The sequence below is a fragment of the Moheibacter stercoris genome, assembly GCF_040545805.1.
GTDB classification, from domain to species: Bacteria; Bacteroidota; Bacteroidia; order Flavobacteriales; family Weeksellaceae; genus Moheibacter; species Moheibacter stercoris.
In genome coordinates this window covers 104,416-120,545 of the sequence record NZ_JBEPMO010000008.1, presented here as the reverse complement: position 1 = coordinate 120,545, position 16,130 = coordinate 104,416, and the positions used below count along the sequence as shown (strand labels likewise).

The following is a 16,130-nucleotide window of genomic DNA, read 5'->3' as shown; positions in this document are numbered from 1 at the left end:
ACGAATTTTTAGATTTTCATACGATTGAATTTTTGTAATTTTGATAGTTTACCAATAGAAAATATCCATGTCTGAAAAATTATTTTATTCAATTCGCAACAATGAGTTGGAATCTGTGATACAAGAATTAACCCAAAATCCAGATTTGTTAAACGTCAAAGATCAACGAGGTTCGACACCTTTGTTGCTGGCAACTTATTATGGATTTGAAGACATTGTTGATTTTATATTGTCTCTAAATCCAGTAATTGATGAAAAAGATGGTTCTGGAAATACTGCTTTGATGGGTGTTTGTTTCAAGGGACATGAAGCTATAGTTCAAAGATTAATTGACGCGGGTGCAGATGTTAACATTGTCAATGGGATGGGAGGAACTGCCTTAACCTTTGCAACCATGTTTAATAAGCCTGGAATTGTAAAAGTATTGGTGGACAATGGAGCCGATAAAACTTTTAAAGATGGTCGTGGAATGACTTCTCTGGATATAGCCCAAGCACAAGGGTTTTCAGAAATAGCAGAGATTTTGAAATAATTAATTTTGTAAATAAAAAGAAAAACCTGGTCAATGCCAGGTTTTTTTATCGTACGAAAACTAATTTTTTCTCATTGGATAATTTTTCGTCAAACGAATAATTATTTTCATTGTATAATTTCACTTCCTCAATTGTTTGAAGATTGTTTTCGGCGCAATATCTCGCCAACGCACCTCTTTGTTGTTTGAAGAATACCATGATTGGTTTTAATTGTCCGTTTTTGTAATCCAAAAATTCTACTTCAATTTTAGGAGATTTCAGTTTTTTATCGTCTAAAACTTTCGAATATTCCACACTGGCAAGATTTAGTAAAACTTCATTCTTCTTCAATTTCGAATTAACATGATCGGTTAAAGTTTCTTTCCAAAATCCATATAAATTTTTGGAACCTTGCACATCCAATTTACTTCCCATTTCCAAACGATAGAGCATTACTTTATCGCTTGGTTTCAACAAGCCGTATAAACCCGATAAAATGAAAAGGTTATCGTTCAAATAATTTTGAACTTCTTCAGAAAGATTGGCAGCATCCAATCCTCGATACACTTCACCTTTGAAGGCAAGAGCAGCTTGAACAGAATGTTTCGCAGTTGGTTTGGTTTTCCATTGTGTATTTCGTTCCCAATTCATTTCTGCTAAATCTTTTGAAATGCTCATCAGTTTTTGCAATTCTTCTACGCTTAAATTTCCTAAACTTTCCATAACAGTCTGGGCTTCTGGTAAAAACTTAGGAGTTGAGGACTTATTCCAGCTTCCGCTGGTTTCCAATGACATGAGTTTTGCGGGAGATAATAAAATTTTCATTTGGCTAAATTAGAACTTTTGAATAGTTTTAGATTCTAAATGAGATGGAAAATGAAAATGACCGTATCGATTCTATTGATGATGATTGCCGGAATTGTCAATGCACAAACATTTTTTTTCAATCAACTTATAACGATTGAAAAAATAGGGAATGATCAAAAGAATGGAAATCAAATTAGTGAAGTACAAAGGCTTATCAATGCCTCGAATTCTAATTATGTACTTGAATTTAAATCAGATAGCATTGCTCAAGTACGTGAATATTCCAGTAAAAGGTATCATGATTTTAAAATTCAGCATTATACTTCAATCGGTGATTTGCAAATGATGTATGCGCGAACTTGTGATGAAACCGAATTAATGGAAAAGGATCAAAAAGACAATCATGCTGAAAGAACAGAACTTATAAAAATAGGAGAAAACGAATTTGAATACAATTCCTACAAGAAAGCCAATTCCAAAAAGCCTTTTCGTCAATTAAAATTCAAACTAGAAGAATCAGCATCAAACCAATTGGAAGTTTTGGCAAATCTTACAGAAGATTTAAAAACAGAACTTTCCCAACATTTAGATTCAACGAAATTTTATACAATGAAAGAAATCAGTTTCTGGACTGATGGGAAAATTCATCAAACCTATCGATTGAAATCTACGGATGGAGCAAGACTTAAAATAATTCTTCCTGGTCAGTTGAAATTTGAATGTTTGAATCCTTTTTTAGGAATTAAATAAAATCGTTGATATCGCCCTTCCCTTCACGTAATACTTCCACTTCTTCGTTTGAAATGTCGACAATTGTAGAAGCGTGATTATCTCCAATTCCGCTATCAACAACCAAGTCGACCAATTTGTCAAACTTTTCTGCAATCAATTCTGGATCGGTTGTGTATTCAATAATTTCATCATCATCTTTGATGGAAGTAGAAGCAATCGGATTTCCCAATTTTTCAACAATCATTTGAGGGATTAGATGGTTAGGAACACGTATACCTACTGTTTTTCTATTTTTAAAAGTAGGAGGTAAGTTGTTGGAAGCTTCCAATACAAAGGTGAAAGGACCTGGTAAAGCTCGTTTCAACAGTTTGAAATTAGTATTGGAAATCGGTTTTGTATAATGAGAAAGATGACTCAAATCGTTGCAAACAAAGGAAAATTGCGCTTTTTCGGGTTTAACTCCTTTCAAGCGGCATAATTTATCCATCGCTTTGGCATTGGTGATATCGCATCCAAGTCCATACACAGTATCAGACGGATAAATAATCAATCCTCCATTTTTCAATACTTCAACAATTTGGTCAATCGCTCTTTCATGCGGATTTTCTGGGTGTACTTTGATAATTTTTGCCATGATTCCTAGTTTTTAATTATTTCGTTTTTGTTGGTTTGTCTACAACAGGACGTTTTTCTGTGTTGGCCAATTCCCATGCAGTTGCAAATATCAATTGTGTTCTTTTGGCTAGTAAATCATAATTGATTTTGTCGGGTGTATCAGTTGGTTGATGGTAATCTTCATGAACACCATTGAAGTAAAATATACAAGGGATATCATGTTTTGCAAAGTTATAGTGATCGGAACGATAATAGAATCTATTTGGGTCTGATTCTGCATTATACGTATAATCTAAATTCATTTTAATGTACTGATTGTTAACCTTTTCAGATAATTTATGTAAATCTGTACTCAAACGATCGGTTCCAATTAAATATACGTAGTTTTCATCATTTTTATGCGCTTCGTCCACTCGTCCAATCATATCAATATTTAAATTCGCAATGGTATTTTCCAATGGAAAAACAGGTTGTTGATCGGTATAAAATTTCGAACCCAACAAACCGATTTCTTCTGCAGTTACATGTAGGAATAAAATAGACTTTTTAGGATGATAACCATCTTTAATCGCCAATTGAAATGCTTGTGCCATTTCCAATAAGGCAACTGACCCAGATCCATCATCATCTGCACCATTGAAAACCACACCATCGTGCATACCCACATGATCATAATGCGCGGAAATCACAATGACTTCCTCTGGTTTTTCAGATCCTTTGATAAAACCTAAAACATTTTCCGTGTCTTTTTGAATACGTGAATAGGTTTTCGCAGGAATGTATTGAAAATAATTGTCTACAAATGGACTTTCTGGTGAAGCTATTTTTTCTTTTATATAAAAGTCACGAATGTAATTGGCTGCTTTTTTTTGCCCTTCCTCTCCCGTGTTTCTTCCTTCAAATTCATCTGAAGCAAAAATATAAAGGTGCGTTTTCAATTCTTCTGATGTGATCGAATTGATGTATTTAGGTAAAGCCTTGTCATAATCAGACTTTTGGAAATTCTGTTGGGATGTACATTGTAGGGTTAGGGTTGCTAAAAGAGCGAAACCAATAAATTGCTTCATAGAAAGGAAATTTTAATTAATCGAGATCAATAAATTCTTTGAGTAAATCCATCGTCCAATTGGTCATTTTTTTGGTATCTTCCAAACTCATGAATTCGCCTTTTGACTTATTTTCAGAAATAAAATTCATCACTTTGGACTGAATGGTATTTTTTGTTATTTCTTCGCCATTTTCAATGGATTTTTTCAAATCATCTATCATAACAGCCAAATTATAGGCTAAATCTTGTGCGGAATCATTGGAGAATTTTGGAATTTTGTATTCTTTTTCAATTCGTGCACGTTCCGAATTTTTATTGGACGCACATTGAACCGAAAGAAATAGTAGGAGTAAGGCTAGCAAGTATTTTTTCATTTTTATGGGATTAGTCTCTCAAAAATAGCGAAAAGATTTGATTTTTAGCTTGCTTGGAATAAATAAAAAATCCCGCATAAAGCGGGATTACTAAAAAATCTTGAAAAATCAAGAATTATCTTTTTGTTGCAGCATCTTGCAATTTAGATGCCCAGTCAACCCATTTTTGTGCATCTTCTGCAGTCATTTTTTGAGTCCATTCAGACGCTTTTTTAGACCACTCAACACCTTGAGCTGTTAATTCTTGCAATTTAGTTGCATCACCAGCATTTGCAGCTTCCATTAATTGATTATAATAGTCAATATATTCTATCGCAAACATTGTGATTTCAGCATGGCTGAAATTTGGAAGTTCGTATTTATCAATTAATTTTTTTTGATGTGAAGTATATTTTTGCGATGAACAATTCAGAAATGTGAGACTAATAATTAAAATAATAAAGAAATTTTTCATTTTGTAAGTTTGAATTGAATATAATAAGAAAATCCCGCATATAGCGGGATTATAAAAAATCTTTACGAAACAAGTATTAATTGTTATTTGCAGCGTCTTGCAATTTTTTCGTCCATTCAACCCACTTTTGTGAATCTTCTGTAGTTGATTTTTGCATCCATTCAGACGCTTTTTTTGACCATTCAAGACCTTGCGCTTGCAATTCATTGATTTTCGTTTGATCACCAACTTTTGCAGCTTCCATTAATTGGTTATAATATCCTTGATATTCATTTGCAAATTTTTGAAGATCTGGGTTAGAAAACGTAGGAATGTCAGTTGCAGCTGTTGCTACATCTGTAGTAGCTTGAGCAACTTGATCAGCTGTTTCAGCAGCTTGTTCAATAACATCATTTGTTGCATCTTCTACTTTTTTCTCATCTGATTTACAAGAAGCTAAGGAAACGATTCCTACTGCTGCGATAGCTAAAAAAAACTTTTTCATTCTTTATTTTTTAGGGTTTATTTTTAACAAATATAAACATTAAAAACGGAAAGTCTTTGAAAAATTTCATCTAAAAATCAGAGGATTGAAACTGAACTTCGTATAATTTTTGGTAGTATCCACCTAAATTCAGTAATTCATGATGGGTTCCTTTTTCTACAATTTTTCCAGCATCCATTACCAAAATTTGGTCTGCTTGCTGAATGGTTGCTAGTCTATGGGCAATCACAATCGAACTTCTTCCCTTGGTCAATTTTTCAGTAGCGTTTTGAATTAAAATTTCTGATTCGGTGTCAATTGATGAAGTGGCTTCGTCCAAAACCAAAATTTCTGGATTGTATACATACGCACGCAAAAAGGAAATCAATTGTCTTTGACCGACCGATAAACTTGCGCCGCGTTCACTTACTTCCGAACGGTATCCGTTGGGTAGGCTCATAATGAAATCATGAATGCCAATTTCCTTTGCGGCTTTTTGTACTTGTTCCAATGAGATTTCGGGTTTACCCAAAATAATATTTTCATAGATCGTCGTATTGAACAAAAATACATCTTGTAAAACGACGGCAATATGACTTCGTAAATTGCTTAATTCAATCGAATAAATACTTTTTCCATCAATTTTGATATCTCCCGAATCTATGTCATAAAAGCGGCTCAATAAATTGACAATTGTGGATTTTCCAGCTCCTGTGGCTCCAACAATGGCGATGGTTTGTCCAGGTTTCGAATGAAAAGAAATTCCATTTAAAACTGTACTTCCTTGAATATATGAAAAGACCACATTTTCAAACTCAATTTCGCCTTTTACCTCAGTTAATAATTCTTTTCCATTGTTCGGTAATCGTTGATCATCATCCAAGATTTTGAATACTCGATCAGCACCAATCAAACCTCTTTGAATGGCATTGAAACGATCGGCAATTTGACGCATTGGAGTTGTCAACATCGTGATGTACGAAATGTAGGCAATTACTTCCCCAACCGAAACGTCTCCATGCATAGCTGTACGTAAACCTCCAAACCATAACAAAAGTCCGATGGCTAAAGCTGAAATAATTTCCACAACCGGAAACAATAAAGCGAAATACAAATTAGACTTTAAAAAAGCAGTTCGTAAATCTTTATTGATGACTTTAAACTTTTCAAATTCTTTTTCTTGGCGATTGAACAATTGCACAATCGTCATACCCGATAATCGTTCTTGAACAAATGTATTCAATTGAGCTGTGACGGTTCGTTCGGCTTGGTAAACCGATTTTAATGCCTTTTGAAACAAATTGGTAATCACAACCATTAATGGAAGAATAACAATCACGATACAAGCCACCATCCAATTCATATAGAACATCACACTGATGATGAAGATCATTCGCAATGCATCAACCATCAAGGTTAAAATTCCATTGTTGAAAATTTCGGCAATGGTTTCGATGTCAGAGACAGATCTTGTGACCAAAACACCATTGGGTGTTCGATCAAAATAGGCCAATTTGAATTTGATGATATGATTGAAAAGACGTACGCGAAGAAATTTGATGACTTTTTGGGCAATGCTATTGGCGTAGTAAATGACAAAAAAGTTCAAAGCAACTTCCAAAAATAAAACTGCCGCAATAAGGAAGATGAATTTCATTAATCCATTTACATCTTTATTTAAAATGTATAGATCAATTGCGTCTTTCATCAAATAAGGACGATAGGTAGACACAACTGCGCTTAAAATCGCAACAATCACCACGGCAATAAATAAGCCGCGATAACTCATTCCAATTTTCACCACACGTTTTAATCCACTATAATCGAACTTTGAGTCACTCATGAAGATAAATCGTTTCTGGATAAACTACATCCACCAAATACAATCCTTGGGCTGGTGCAGAACCACTTGCAAAACTACGGTCTTTTTGGTCAATTATCTTGATAAATTTGTCTAAACTAATTTTTCCTTTTCCAACATCTACCAATGTTCCAACAATAGCACGTACCATGTTTCGTAGGAAACGATCTGCTGTTATGGTGAATTTTAATTCATTCCCACATCGAACCCATTCAGCAAATTTCACGGTGCAAATATGGGTTTTGACATCAGTATGCAATTTGGCAAAACTACTAAAATCATGAGTTCCCAATAGGTTTTGAGCAGCTTCATTCATTTTATCTAAGTCCAATTCAATTTTGATTTGCCAAGCATAATCATAATTAAATGCATCTTTTCCAATTTGAACAAAATAATGATAGGTACGATCGGTTGCATCAAATCTTGCGTGGGCATCGCTTTGCATTTTGATAACGTCATAAATTACAATGTCTTTTGGTAGGAAAGAATTCATGCGATGGACGAAATCATGGTTGAGTTCTCCATCAAAATCAAAATGTGCAAACATGGTTTTGGCATGAACCCCAGTATCCGTACGGCCTGCACCCATGATATCGATTTTGGTTCGTAGCAAAGTTGACATGGCATGTTCCAACACTTCTTGAACCGAAATCTGTTTGGGTTGTTTTTGCCATCCAAAATAATTCTTGCCGTTGTAGGACAATTTGATAAAATACCTCACTACGAAAATTTTAGTTTTGCGAAATTACAAAATGAATTTTTCTGAATTCAGTAAAAAATTAGATAAATCTTTGAAGCATTGCAAAGCTTTGTTCATTTCTGTTAATTATCATCAAGTAGGATTTTTTACAAGTCGATGATTTTCTTATTTTTGTGAATTGAATTAACAATTAATATAGAAATACGTTAGACATAATGGAAAAAATTAAAGTAATCAATCCAGTAGTGGATTTGGATGGTGACGAAATGACTCGCATCATTTGGCAGTTTATCAAAGATAAATTGATTTTACCTTATTTGGATATTGACATTAAATATTTCGACTTAGGTATTGAAAATCGTGATGCAACCAATGACCAAGTAACCATTGATGCTGCTGAGGCGATTAAAAAGTATAACGTTGGTATCAAATGTGCGACCATTACTCCAGATGAAGAAAGAGTAAAAGAATTCAATTTGAAAAGCATGTGGAAATCTCCAAATGGTACCATTCGTAACATTGTAGGTGGAACTGTTTTCCGTGAGCCAATCATTATGTCAAACGTTCCTCGTTATGTTCAAGGGTGGACACAACCAATCGTTATTGGTCGTCATGCTTTTGGGGATCAGTACAAAGCGACTGATAAAGTAATCAAAGGAAAAGGAAAATTAACCATGAGTTTCATTCCAGAAGATGGAGGAGAAGCTCAAGTTTGGGAAGTGTATGATTTCAAAGGTGATGGTGTAGCAATGTCTATGTACAATACTGATGAATCTATCTATGGATTTGCACATTCTTCTTTTCAAATGGCTTTGACTAAAAAATGGCCTTTGTATTTGTCTACAAAAAATACCATTTTGAAAGCATATGATGGACGTTTCAAAGATATTTTCCAAGAAGTTTACGAACAACACTATAAAACAGAATTCGAAAAATTAGGAATTACTTACGAACACCGTTTGATTGATGACATGGTAGCATCAGCTATGAAATGGAACGGAGGTTTTGTTTGGGCTTGTAAAAACTATGATGGAGACGTTCAGTCTGATACAGTTGCGCAAGGATTCGGATCTTTAGGATTGATGACTTCTGTTTTGGTTACTCCAGACGGAAAAACTGTAGAGGCAGAGGCTGCACATGGAACTGTAACTCGTCACTACCGTCAACATCAACAAGGAAAAGAAACATCAACCAACCCAATTGCCTCTATTTTTGCTTGGACTCGTGGTTTACAACACAGAGGAAAATTAGATGATAACCAAGCATTGATTGATTTCGCTAATACGTTGGAACAAGTTTGTATTGAAACGGTTGAAAGCGGAAAAATGACCAAAGATTTGGCGATGTTGGTTTATGGAGACAATATGACTTCTGATAACTATTTGAACACGCAAGATTTCTTGAATGCTTTGGATGAAGCTTTGAAAGCGAAATTAGCTAAATAATAATCGAAAGATTAAAACATAAAAAAAGAGGCTGTATCACAACTCGTGAAAACAGCCTTTTTTCTTTAAAATATTCGACCCCGGAAAAGGAATTCGTTTCAAATATGAAAACCTCAAAGGGTTAATGGGTCTTGTGAGACTCCTTCTTCTATTTTTAGAAGAATCCTAAGGGATGGTAATTGTATTGTCAAATACTTTTACATCTCTCAAATCAAATTGATTTGTCTGTGGATTAAATTCTCCTAAAATTATATAAGGGTAGTAAGTTCCGGGCTGCATATTCTCAATGGCCCAGGTTGTTATAAATGATTGTTCTACTTTATTCCCTTTTGCTTCAATCGGATCAATGTCAATAAATGAATACATATTACCGATAAGTTCTGGTTTTTCCAAACTAAATCCTTTGTCAGCAAAATAAACCATCATACGAAGTTTTTGTGTTGGAACATCTGATTTGTTCAAAATTGTTCCTCCAGTCAAAATAATTTCTTTCTGCTCTGGATTCATACCCAATTCCCAATTTCCTTCAATTCCTAAAGCAGGAGAAAATTTCGCATCTGTCGCAGATGACATAGATCTAATTTCAGCTGTAGAAGCTGTTCTTACATTCAATTCTTTTCCTTGCTCTAAAGCAATTTCAGCTTCAGATTTTTCAGCAGCTACTTTTACTTCTTCTTTTGCGGTGGCTCTATTTTCTTGTTTTACTTTTTCTGGGGATAATGGTTTATCTTGTCCAAATGCAACAAAAGATATTCCAAGAATGGCGGTTAAAAATAATCGTTTCATAATTTTAAATTTTAAATTTACATTCACTTTTAAAATTCCAATTATTACGCCAATAGAAGTTAAAGAGCTGTTAAATCCTCTAAATTAATCTAAATTGAAGATGATCAAACTTATTGAAACTATGATAAATAAAGGTTTTTTCAGAAGATTAAAATTTATTAAAAAACCTTTTATGGTTTTAATTTTCGCGATTTTATTGGTTAGAATTTTAGGATTTACCCGATTTCCTGATTTAGTTTTCCCAAAAATTCATTCCTTTTTTGCCAATATTTTCTATTCTATTACAAGTCTTTTTTCAATTTCCATTGGTGATTTGATTTACTCAATGCTAATAATTTTGGGAATTTTATTTTTAGGTCGAATTATATATTATGTATTAAAAAGGAATTATTCAGAATTAAAAAATTCGATTGTAAAAATTCTATATTTCCTAGCTGGGTTTTATTTGTATTTTCATCTAATTTGGGGATTTAATTATTACAAAACTCCTTTAAAAGAGAATTATAATGTAGAAGTTGATTCAGTTGAAGAACTAAAAGGAATGGCTCATCAGTACTTTGTTAAGGCTGCTTATTATCGCAAAATTGTTTCAGAAGATGAAAATGGAAATTTCAAAATGAGTCTATCTATTCAATCTTTACGTGAAGAACTGAATCAATCAGCACTGAAAATTCAATCACAATACCCAGAATTGTTCATGCGAAACCCAAATCCTGCCAATTTAAAATCTTCTCTATATAGTGAAGGATTTAGTTATTTGGGAGTTTTAGGCTATTTTAATCCTTTTACCAATGAAGCCCAATACAATGTCAAAATGCCAGATTCCAAATTGCTTTTTACCAAATGCCATGAAACGGCACACCAGTGGGGATATGCTTCTGAAAGCGAAGCAAATTTCATCGGATTTGTTTTGGCAAATGAATCTAATCATCCCGATTTGCAATATGCTGCCAATTTTAAGGCTATGAGAAGTTTGCTCAATCGAATTTTATGGGTTGATCCTTTGTATGTGAAATATTATGTAGAAGTTTTGTATACAGATGGCATGAAGCGAGATCGTCAAAATGAATTGGATATCAATGCACAATATGGTGGATCTGCAGAAGACGCATTTTCCTTAATGAACGAAGCCTTCTTGAGATTAAATAATCAAGAAGGCCTCGAGTCTTATGGTAAATTTGTTGAATTATTGGTTGGTTTCAACCGAAAATATTCGTCAAATTAAAATTTAATAGTTGATGTAAAAGCACGTTTGTTACGAACTGCTTTACCGTTAGCATCGTTGGAAGAAACCGTTAGCAAAATATGGTACGTACCTGATTCAGGGATTGTAAACATATTGGTTTTTACAGCTGTATCAACAAATTTCTTGTTTGCATCAATTTTATTGATATTAGCAGATGCGATGTGTACTCCTTCAAAAGTTTTGGTAATAGTTGTTTGATCTTCTTTTGTCAAGTAAACATCTAAAATTACATTTTCAAAATCAGTGGTTGTGTTATTGGTAATGTCACCACCATTGATGTTTACCATGAAATTTTTGAAATCAATGTCCACTTTCCAATCCTTTTCAAAAGCAATGGCATTGTCTTCTTTTAAGTCAATCATTACTTTCGGATGTAAATTTGGAGCTTTTACGGTATGAGTTTGAGGCTGTTCTTTGAAGATAGCCAAAGTTCCATTTGTCGACTCTACGATACTTCTTGTTACCTTATAGGCCAACACATTATCTCTTCTGTCCGTTAATAACAATAAGGATTTGTATTTTCCTACAGGTGGAACCTCATCAATTGATTTGCGGATGTTCACGCCAACCATGTTTGAATTTTTGGCAATTTTTGACAAGAGAATAGAACTAACCAAATACCCGCTAAATTGACCATTATCTGGATTAGCATCTTGGTCCAACAAATAATAGGAAAGAGTTAAATTTTTCACATCATCAGATGTGTTATTTTCAATTCTTCCATTGTATATTAAGACAGAATTGTTTTCTATATGTGTAACCCAATTGTCAGATAATGAAAAAGATTCACTAGCTATTTTCATATTGTCAATCTGAACAGTCTTAAGCTCTTGCGAATACGTTAGAGCATTTAGGCTCAACAGTAAAGAAGCAGTTAAAAATAATTTTTTCATAAATTTTGAATGGTTTCGGTTTATTCTTGTCTGTAAAAATATTCATTATTTTTTAAATTCGCTAAAGGTTGAGCGTAAAACTTCTAGCGCATCATTTAATTCCTTCTCATTGATCACCAAAGGTGGTGCAAAACGTATGATATTACCATGGGTAGGTTTTGCCAATAAGCCATTCTGCATCAGTGCAACACATAAATCCCATGCAGTCGAACTTTCTGGTGAATCATTGATCAAAATCGCGTTTAATAATCCTTTTCCACGTACGGATTGAAGAAAATCAAATTCAGGTATCATTTTTTCAATTTCTGCACGGAAAATTTTACCCAAATTTTCAGCCTTTTTAGCTAAATCTTCATCGATTACCACATTCATTGCTTCCAAGGCAACTGCACAAGCTAAAGGATTTCCTCCATAAGTTGAACCGTGTTGACCAGGTTTAATTACATTCATTATGTAGTCATTGGCTAACACAGCTGAAACCGGATAAGCTCCACCGGATAAGGCCTTTCCTAAAATTAGCATATCTGCTTGAATTCCTTCGTGATCGATAGCCAACATTTTTCCAGTACGTGCAATTCCCGTTTGAATTTCATCTGCAATAAATAAAACATTGTTCGCTTTACAAATCTCATAGCAAGCTTTCAAATATCCTTCATCTGGAACATTAACACCCGCTTCTCCTTGAATTGGTTCTACCAAAAATCCACAAATTGAATCTTTGTTTTCTTCGATTACTTTTTTCAAAGCATCGCTGTCATTGTAATCCACTGAAATAAATCCAGAAGTATAAGGATTGAAATTTTTACGTGCATCATCATCATTGGAAAACGAAATAATCGTCGTGGTTCTTCCGTGGAAATTCCCGTTACAAACCACAATTTTGGCTTCGCCAGAAGCGATTCCTTTTTTCTCGTAACCCCATTTTCGGGCAATTTTAATGGCAGTTTCAACCGCCTCAGCACCTGTATTCATGGGTAGTACCTTATCAAATCCAAATAATTTGGTGATGAATTCTTCGTATTTACCCAATTCAGAATTGTAAAAAGCACGAGAAGTTAAAGTTAATTTTTGTGCTTGATTGATTAACGCATTGATGATTCTCGGATGACTATGTCCTTGATTGACGGCTGAATAAGCCGAAAGGAAATCAAAATATTTTTTTCCTTCAACATCCCATACAAATGCTCCTTCACCACGTTCCAATACGACAGGTAGTGGATGGTAATTGTGTGCACCATATTGATCTTCTAAAGCTATTAGGTTTTGGGATGTCATCGTTTCCATAGTTTGCAAAATTTTGCGCAAAGTTAGGAAATTTGAGATAGTTAACCGAAAGGATTATAATTGTTTTTCTTCCAATAAGATTGATTTTCCGAAGAAAAGTTTAGCCGTTTTGGCAAAATTTTCCGTGTAATCAGACAAATAGAAATGATAAGTTGGATTTTTAGTATTTCCGAGAAGATTGGATTTTTCCAATTCATGAATCAATTCATTTACGACAATCAAAGCGGAATTCACCACTTTTACTCTTCCTTGAAAAATAGACTGAACTTCTTTTTCAATCAATGGATAATGAGTACAACCCAAAATTAAAGTATCAATATCTTCCAATTTTTTATTGGATAAATATGATTCTAATGCGTGTTTGGAAACAGGAGTATTGCGAAAACCTTCTTCGATAATTGGAACCAAAAGGGGTGTAGCAAGTTGTATAACCTGTATGTGTCGATTGTATTTTCTGATGAATTTTTTGTAAGCGTTGGAATTTACGGTTGCTTTTGTCGCAATCACACCAATTTTTTGATGAAGTTCGTAGGCAACTTTTTTGGCAACAGGCGAAATCACGTCGATCACCAACGTACCATTGGCGGCTTGTTTGATTTCATCGATTGAATTGGAAGTTGCAGAATTACAAGCAACCACAATAGCCTTACAATCTTGTTTGACCAAAAAATCAGTAATTTCTGTGGTGAATTTTGTGATGGCCTCTTTTGATTTTTCACCGTACGGCAAATGCTTGGTATCTCCAAAATAGATGATGTTCTCATGGGGCAATAATCGCTTAATTTCTTTCGCGACGGTTAATCCTCCCACGCCCGAATCGAACACCCCAATCGGTCTGTTGTCATTCATTTGGCAAAGGTATTTTAATTTGTTTTAAGTAGAAATAGGTTTTCAAATTAATTATTTTTTAGTCTATTTCGACAATTTCAAAATCTTTTCCATTCCACAAATAATAAATGGGCAAACAATTGATTTCATTATAATATTTTAAATTCCCATTTAACAGATAATTTGAATTTCTAATTAATAAATAACTTGTTGGTTGGTATAAAAATCCACAAGATTCATCATTGATAGAAATTGAATCAAACACTTTTCCAGTAACACGATTAATTATAAATATATGGCTACAATCAACTCCACAACTTTTTTCAATAAGAGTATATTCTCCTGCGAAATTAATGGGACTTTTAAGTGTTTCGTTATTTATGAAATTCACAAAATTTGAATCTGATTTAAATTTATTTTTAGAAAAATCTAATTCTGCCAGAGGGCCAAAGTAAATATGAGTTGAATATTTATTGAAAACTGTTTTCAAATTATCTAAATTTAAATTTTTAATAAAATCTTCATTTTTCTCCATTCCATTATGTCCTTGATTCTTCAATCCAATTAATAGGTCGTTTGGTTTTAAAAATTTTTGAAGATGAAGAATTTCCTCTTTATGGGAAATTACATCTTCTTCTCCGTAAAAAATCTTGATGGGAACTTCGACATGTTGAATCATTTCATCAATTGGAAATTCGTATTTGCATAGAAATTTTGGCAAATAAAATTTGTCTTGTTTGAATTTTTCATCAACTTGAAAATAAGGTGCTAAAAGAATCAGTTCTTGGGGATTATTTTCTTTTGCCAAAAAGGTTGCTGCTCCAGAACCTAAAGAAAATCCGACAACAGAAATTTTATTTTCAGCATATTTATTTTTTAAAAAATTATAGCCCAGTTGAACATCTGAATAAAACTGTTCTTCCGAATGGATTTTCCCTTCCGACATTCCAAATCCGCGATAATCCAGCATAAAAACATCATAGCCCCAATCCAAATAATGATTAGCAATTGGTGCCCAAGTTTTCATATTCCCCGATTTTCCGTGTAAATAATAAATAACTCCTTTGGGATTTTCTTGTTGAAAAAATAATCCGTGAAGTTGGATTCCGTCTGGCGTTTCGAGGAAAACTTCTTCAAAAGAATTCTCTAATTGAAATGTATATTCTTTCTCTAGCGGAATGGGCGCGAATATCATTCTTTCTTGATTGACATAATAATAGACGCAAAGTCCCAAATACAGTCCAGCGATAAATAATGAAGAAATGAAAAGCTTATTTTTCACGGTAACAAAGTTTTTAAATCCTCTCTATAAACTGAGTTTTCGTTCATAGCTTGATGACCTTGATTTTCTAAGGTTATATAGCGGTCAGTTGGTTTTAATTTATCCTTGATTTTTGAATGATCTTCATAAAATAAAACCTTGTCTTGATTGCCGTGGTAAATCGAAATTGGAACATTGGTTTGAGAAACGTAATATTGGTTATCGAAAGAATATTTCAGTAAAAATCTTGGAATAAAAGGATAATGCGTTTTGGCAACGGTTTTTAAATTATAAAATGGCGAATTTAAAATCAATTGCTGAGGAGAATTTTTGTAAGCTATAAAGGATGCCGGCGCTGTTCCAATGGAATATCCAACTACTACAATCTGATTTTCTGCAAAATTATTCTTCAAAAAATCATACCCCAATTGCGCATCTTGAAAGAATTGTTCTTCATTTTCAATTTGCCCTTCCGATTTCCCAAAGCCTCTATAATCGAGAATAAATACATTGTAATTCAAATCTAAATATACTTGAGCTACATCGCCCCAACCTTCTAAATTTCCTGAATTTCCATGTAAATAATAAACGACTCCTTTGGGAGTGTCCACTTTAAAATATAATGCATGAAGCTTTTTGGAATCAGGTGTTGTCAAATATATCTCTTCAAAATCGGAATTAAAATTGTAGTTGAAATCAGAAGGAGTTTTCGTCGGAAAGAAAATGATTTTTTCTTGGTTGTAATAAAGCAAAAGCGCAAGTGTTAAAAAGATTCCAACTATACCCATTGAAATATAAAGAGGGATTTTTTTCATGACACT

The 16,130-nt window shown here is 33.6% G+C and carries 18 protein-coding genes; 4 read left to right on the top strand and 14 right to left on the bottom strand.

Going from position 1 to position 16,130, the window contains the following annotated elements; all coding sequences use genetic code 11:
- Positions 1-67 precede the first annotated feature (67 nt).
- The gene (locus ABID46_RS08365; protein WP_354508988.1) at positions 68-532 is read left to right on the top strand and encodes an ankyrin repeat domain-containing protein; all 465 of its coding nucleotides are present in this window, start codon (positions 68-70) and stop codon (positions 530-532) included.
- Positions 533-578: 46 nt separating this feature from the next.
- On the opposite strand, the gene yaaA is transcribed toward ABID46_RS08365, so the two are convergent.
- A complete protein-coding gene (gene yaaA / locus ABID46_RS08360) occupies positions 579-1,337 on the bottom strand; it encodes a peroxide stress protein YaaA (RefSeq protein ID WP_354508986.1) in 759 nt (252 codons plus the stop codon).
- Between the two features lie 51 nt (positions 1,338-1,388).
- On the opposite strand from yaaA, the gene ABID46_RS08355 reads away from it, so the two are divergent.
- On the top strand, positions 1,389-2,069 hold the full coding sequence (locus ABID46_RS08355; protein WP_354508984.1) for a hypothetical protein: 681 nt from the start codon (positions 1,389-1,391) through the stop codon (positions 2,067-2,069).
- Here the strand turns inward: ABID46_RS08355 and ABID46_RS08350 are convergent.
- The 7 genes from ABID46_RS08350 to truA all read right to left on the bottom strand — a co-directional run bounded on the left by ABID46_RS08350 (position 2,062) and on the right by truA (position 7,587).
- The gene (locus ABID46_RS08350; protein WP_354508982.1) at positions 2,062-2,685 is read right to left on the bottom strand and encodes an L-threonylcarbamoyladenylate synthase; all 624 of its coding nucleotides are present in this window, start codon (positions 2,683-2,685) and stop codon (positions 2,062-2,064) included. The genes ABID46_RS08355 and ABID46_RS08350 overlap by 8 nt on opposite strands.
- A 16-nt stretch (positions 2,686-2,701) precedes the next feature.
- A complete protein-coding gene (locus ABID46_RS08345; RefSeq protein WP_354508980.1) occupies positions 2,702-3,733 on the bottom strand; it encodes a M28 family metallopeptidase in 1,032 nt (343 codons plus the stop codon).
- A gap of 16 nt (positions 3,734-3,749) precedes the next feature.
- On the bottom strand, positions 3,750-4,088 hold the full coding sequence (locus ABID46_RS08340; protein WP_354508978.1) for a hypothetical protein: 339 nt from the start codon (positions 4,086-4,088) through the stop codon (positions 3,750-3,752).
- A gap of 115 nt (positions 4,089-4,203) precedes the next feature.
- The gene (locus ABID46_RS08335) at positions 4,204-4,542 is read right to left on the bottom strand and encodes a hypothetical protein (protein ID WP_354508976.1); all 339 of its coding nucleotides are present in this window, start codon (positions 4,540-4,542) and stop codon (positions 4,204-4,206) included.
- A gap of 76 nt (positions 4,543-4,618) precedes the next feature.
- Positions 4,619-5,026 carry a hypothetical protein gene (locus ABID46_RS08330; protein WP_354508974.1) on the bottom strand — a complete coding sequence of 136 codons (408 nt, stop codon included), beginning with the start codon at positions 5,024-5,026 and terminating at the stop codon, positions 4,619-4,621.
- A 70-nt stretch (positions 5,027-5,096) separates the two neighbouring features.
- Positions 5,097-6,848 carry an ABC transporter ATP-binding protein gene (locus ABID46_RS08325; protein ID WP_354508972.1) on the bottom strand — a complete coding sequence of 584 codons (1,752 nt, stop codon included), beginning with the start codon at positions 6,846-6,848 and terminating at the stop codon, positions 5,097-5,099.
- Positions 6,841-7,587, bottom strand: a complete 747-nt coding sequence (truA, locus tag ABID46_RS08320) for a tRNA pseudouridine(38-40) synthase TruA (RefSeq protein ID WP_354508970.1) — start codon at positions 7,585-7,587, stop codon at positions 6,841-6,843. Before truA ends, ABID46_RS08325 begins: the two co-directional genes overlap by 8 nt.
- Before the next feature lie 194 nt (positions 7,588-7,781).
- Here truA and ABID46_RS08315 point away from each other — a divergent pair, with 194 nt between their 5' ends.
- Positions 7,782-9,011 (top strand): isocitrate dehydrogenase (NADP(+)), encoded by a 1,230-nt coding sequence (locus ABID46_RS08315; protein ID WP_354508968.1) that lies wholly within the window; start codon positions 7,782-7,784, stop codon positions 9,009-9,011.
- Between the two features lie 165 nt (positions 9,012-9,176).
- Here the strand turns inward: ABID46_RS08315 and ABID46_RS08310 are convergent, their stop codons facing one another.
- A complete protein-coding gene (locus tag ABID46_RS08310) occupies positions 9,177-9,797 on the bottom strand; it encodes a hypothetical protein (protein ID WP_354508966.1) in 621 nt (206 codons plus the stop codon).
- 172 nt (positions 9,798-9,969) lie between these two features.
- On the opposite strand from ABID46_RS08310, the gene ABID46_RS08305 reads away from it, so the two are divergent.
- Positions 9,970-11,022, top strand: a complete 1,053-nt coding sequence (locus tag ABID46_RS08305) for a DUF3810 domain-containing protein (RefSeq protein WP_354508964.1) — start codon at positions 9,970-9,972, stop codon at positions 11,020-11,022.
- Here ABID46_RS08305 and ABID46_RS08300 read toward each other — a convergent pair.
- From ABID46_RS08300 to ABID46_RS08280, 5 genes are read right to left on the bottom strand one after another with little or no spacing between them, the layout of a single operon-like run.
- Positions 11,019-11,936: a hypothetical protein gene (locus ABID46_RS08300; protein WP_354508963.1), complete on the bottom strand. Its 918-nt coding sequence runs from the start codon at positions 11,934-11,936 to the stop codon at positions 11,019-11,021. The two genes, ABID46_RS08305 and ABID46_RS08300, sit on opposite strands and share 4 nt — an antisense overlap.
- Positions 11,937-11,981: 45 nt before the next feature.
- Positions 11,982-13,220 (bottom strand): ornithine--oxo-acid transaminase, encoded by a 1,239-nt coding sequence (gene rocD / locus ABID46_RS08295; RefSeq protein ID WP_354508961.1) that lies wholly within the window; start codon positions 13,218-13,220, stop codon positions 11,982-11,984.
- A gap of 54 nt (positions 13,221-13,274) precedes the next feature.
- A complete protein-coding gene (gene murI / locus ABID46_RS08290) occupies positions 13,275-14,069 on the bottom strand; it encodes a glutamate racemase (protein ID WP_354508959.1) in 795 nt (264 codons plus the stop codon).
- Positions 14,070-14,127: 58 nt separating this feature from the next.
- Positions 14,128-15,330 (bottom strand): alpha/beta hydrolase, encoded by a 1,203-nt coding sequence (locus ABID46_RS08285; RefSeq protein ID WP_354508957.1) that lies wholly within the window; start codon positions 15,328-15,330, stop codon positions 14,128-14,130.
- Positions 15,327-16,124, bottom strand: a complete 798-nt coding sequence (locus ABID46_RS08280; protein ID WP_354508955.1) for an alpha/beta hydrolase — start codon at positions 16,122-16,124, stop codon at positions 15,327-15,329. Before ABID46_RS08280 ends, ABID46_RS08285 begins: the two co-directional genes overlap by 4 nt.
- Positions 16,125-16,130: the final 6 nt, after the last annotated feature.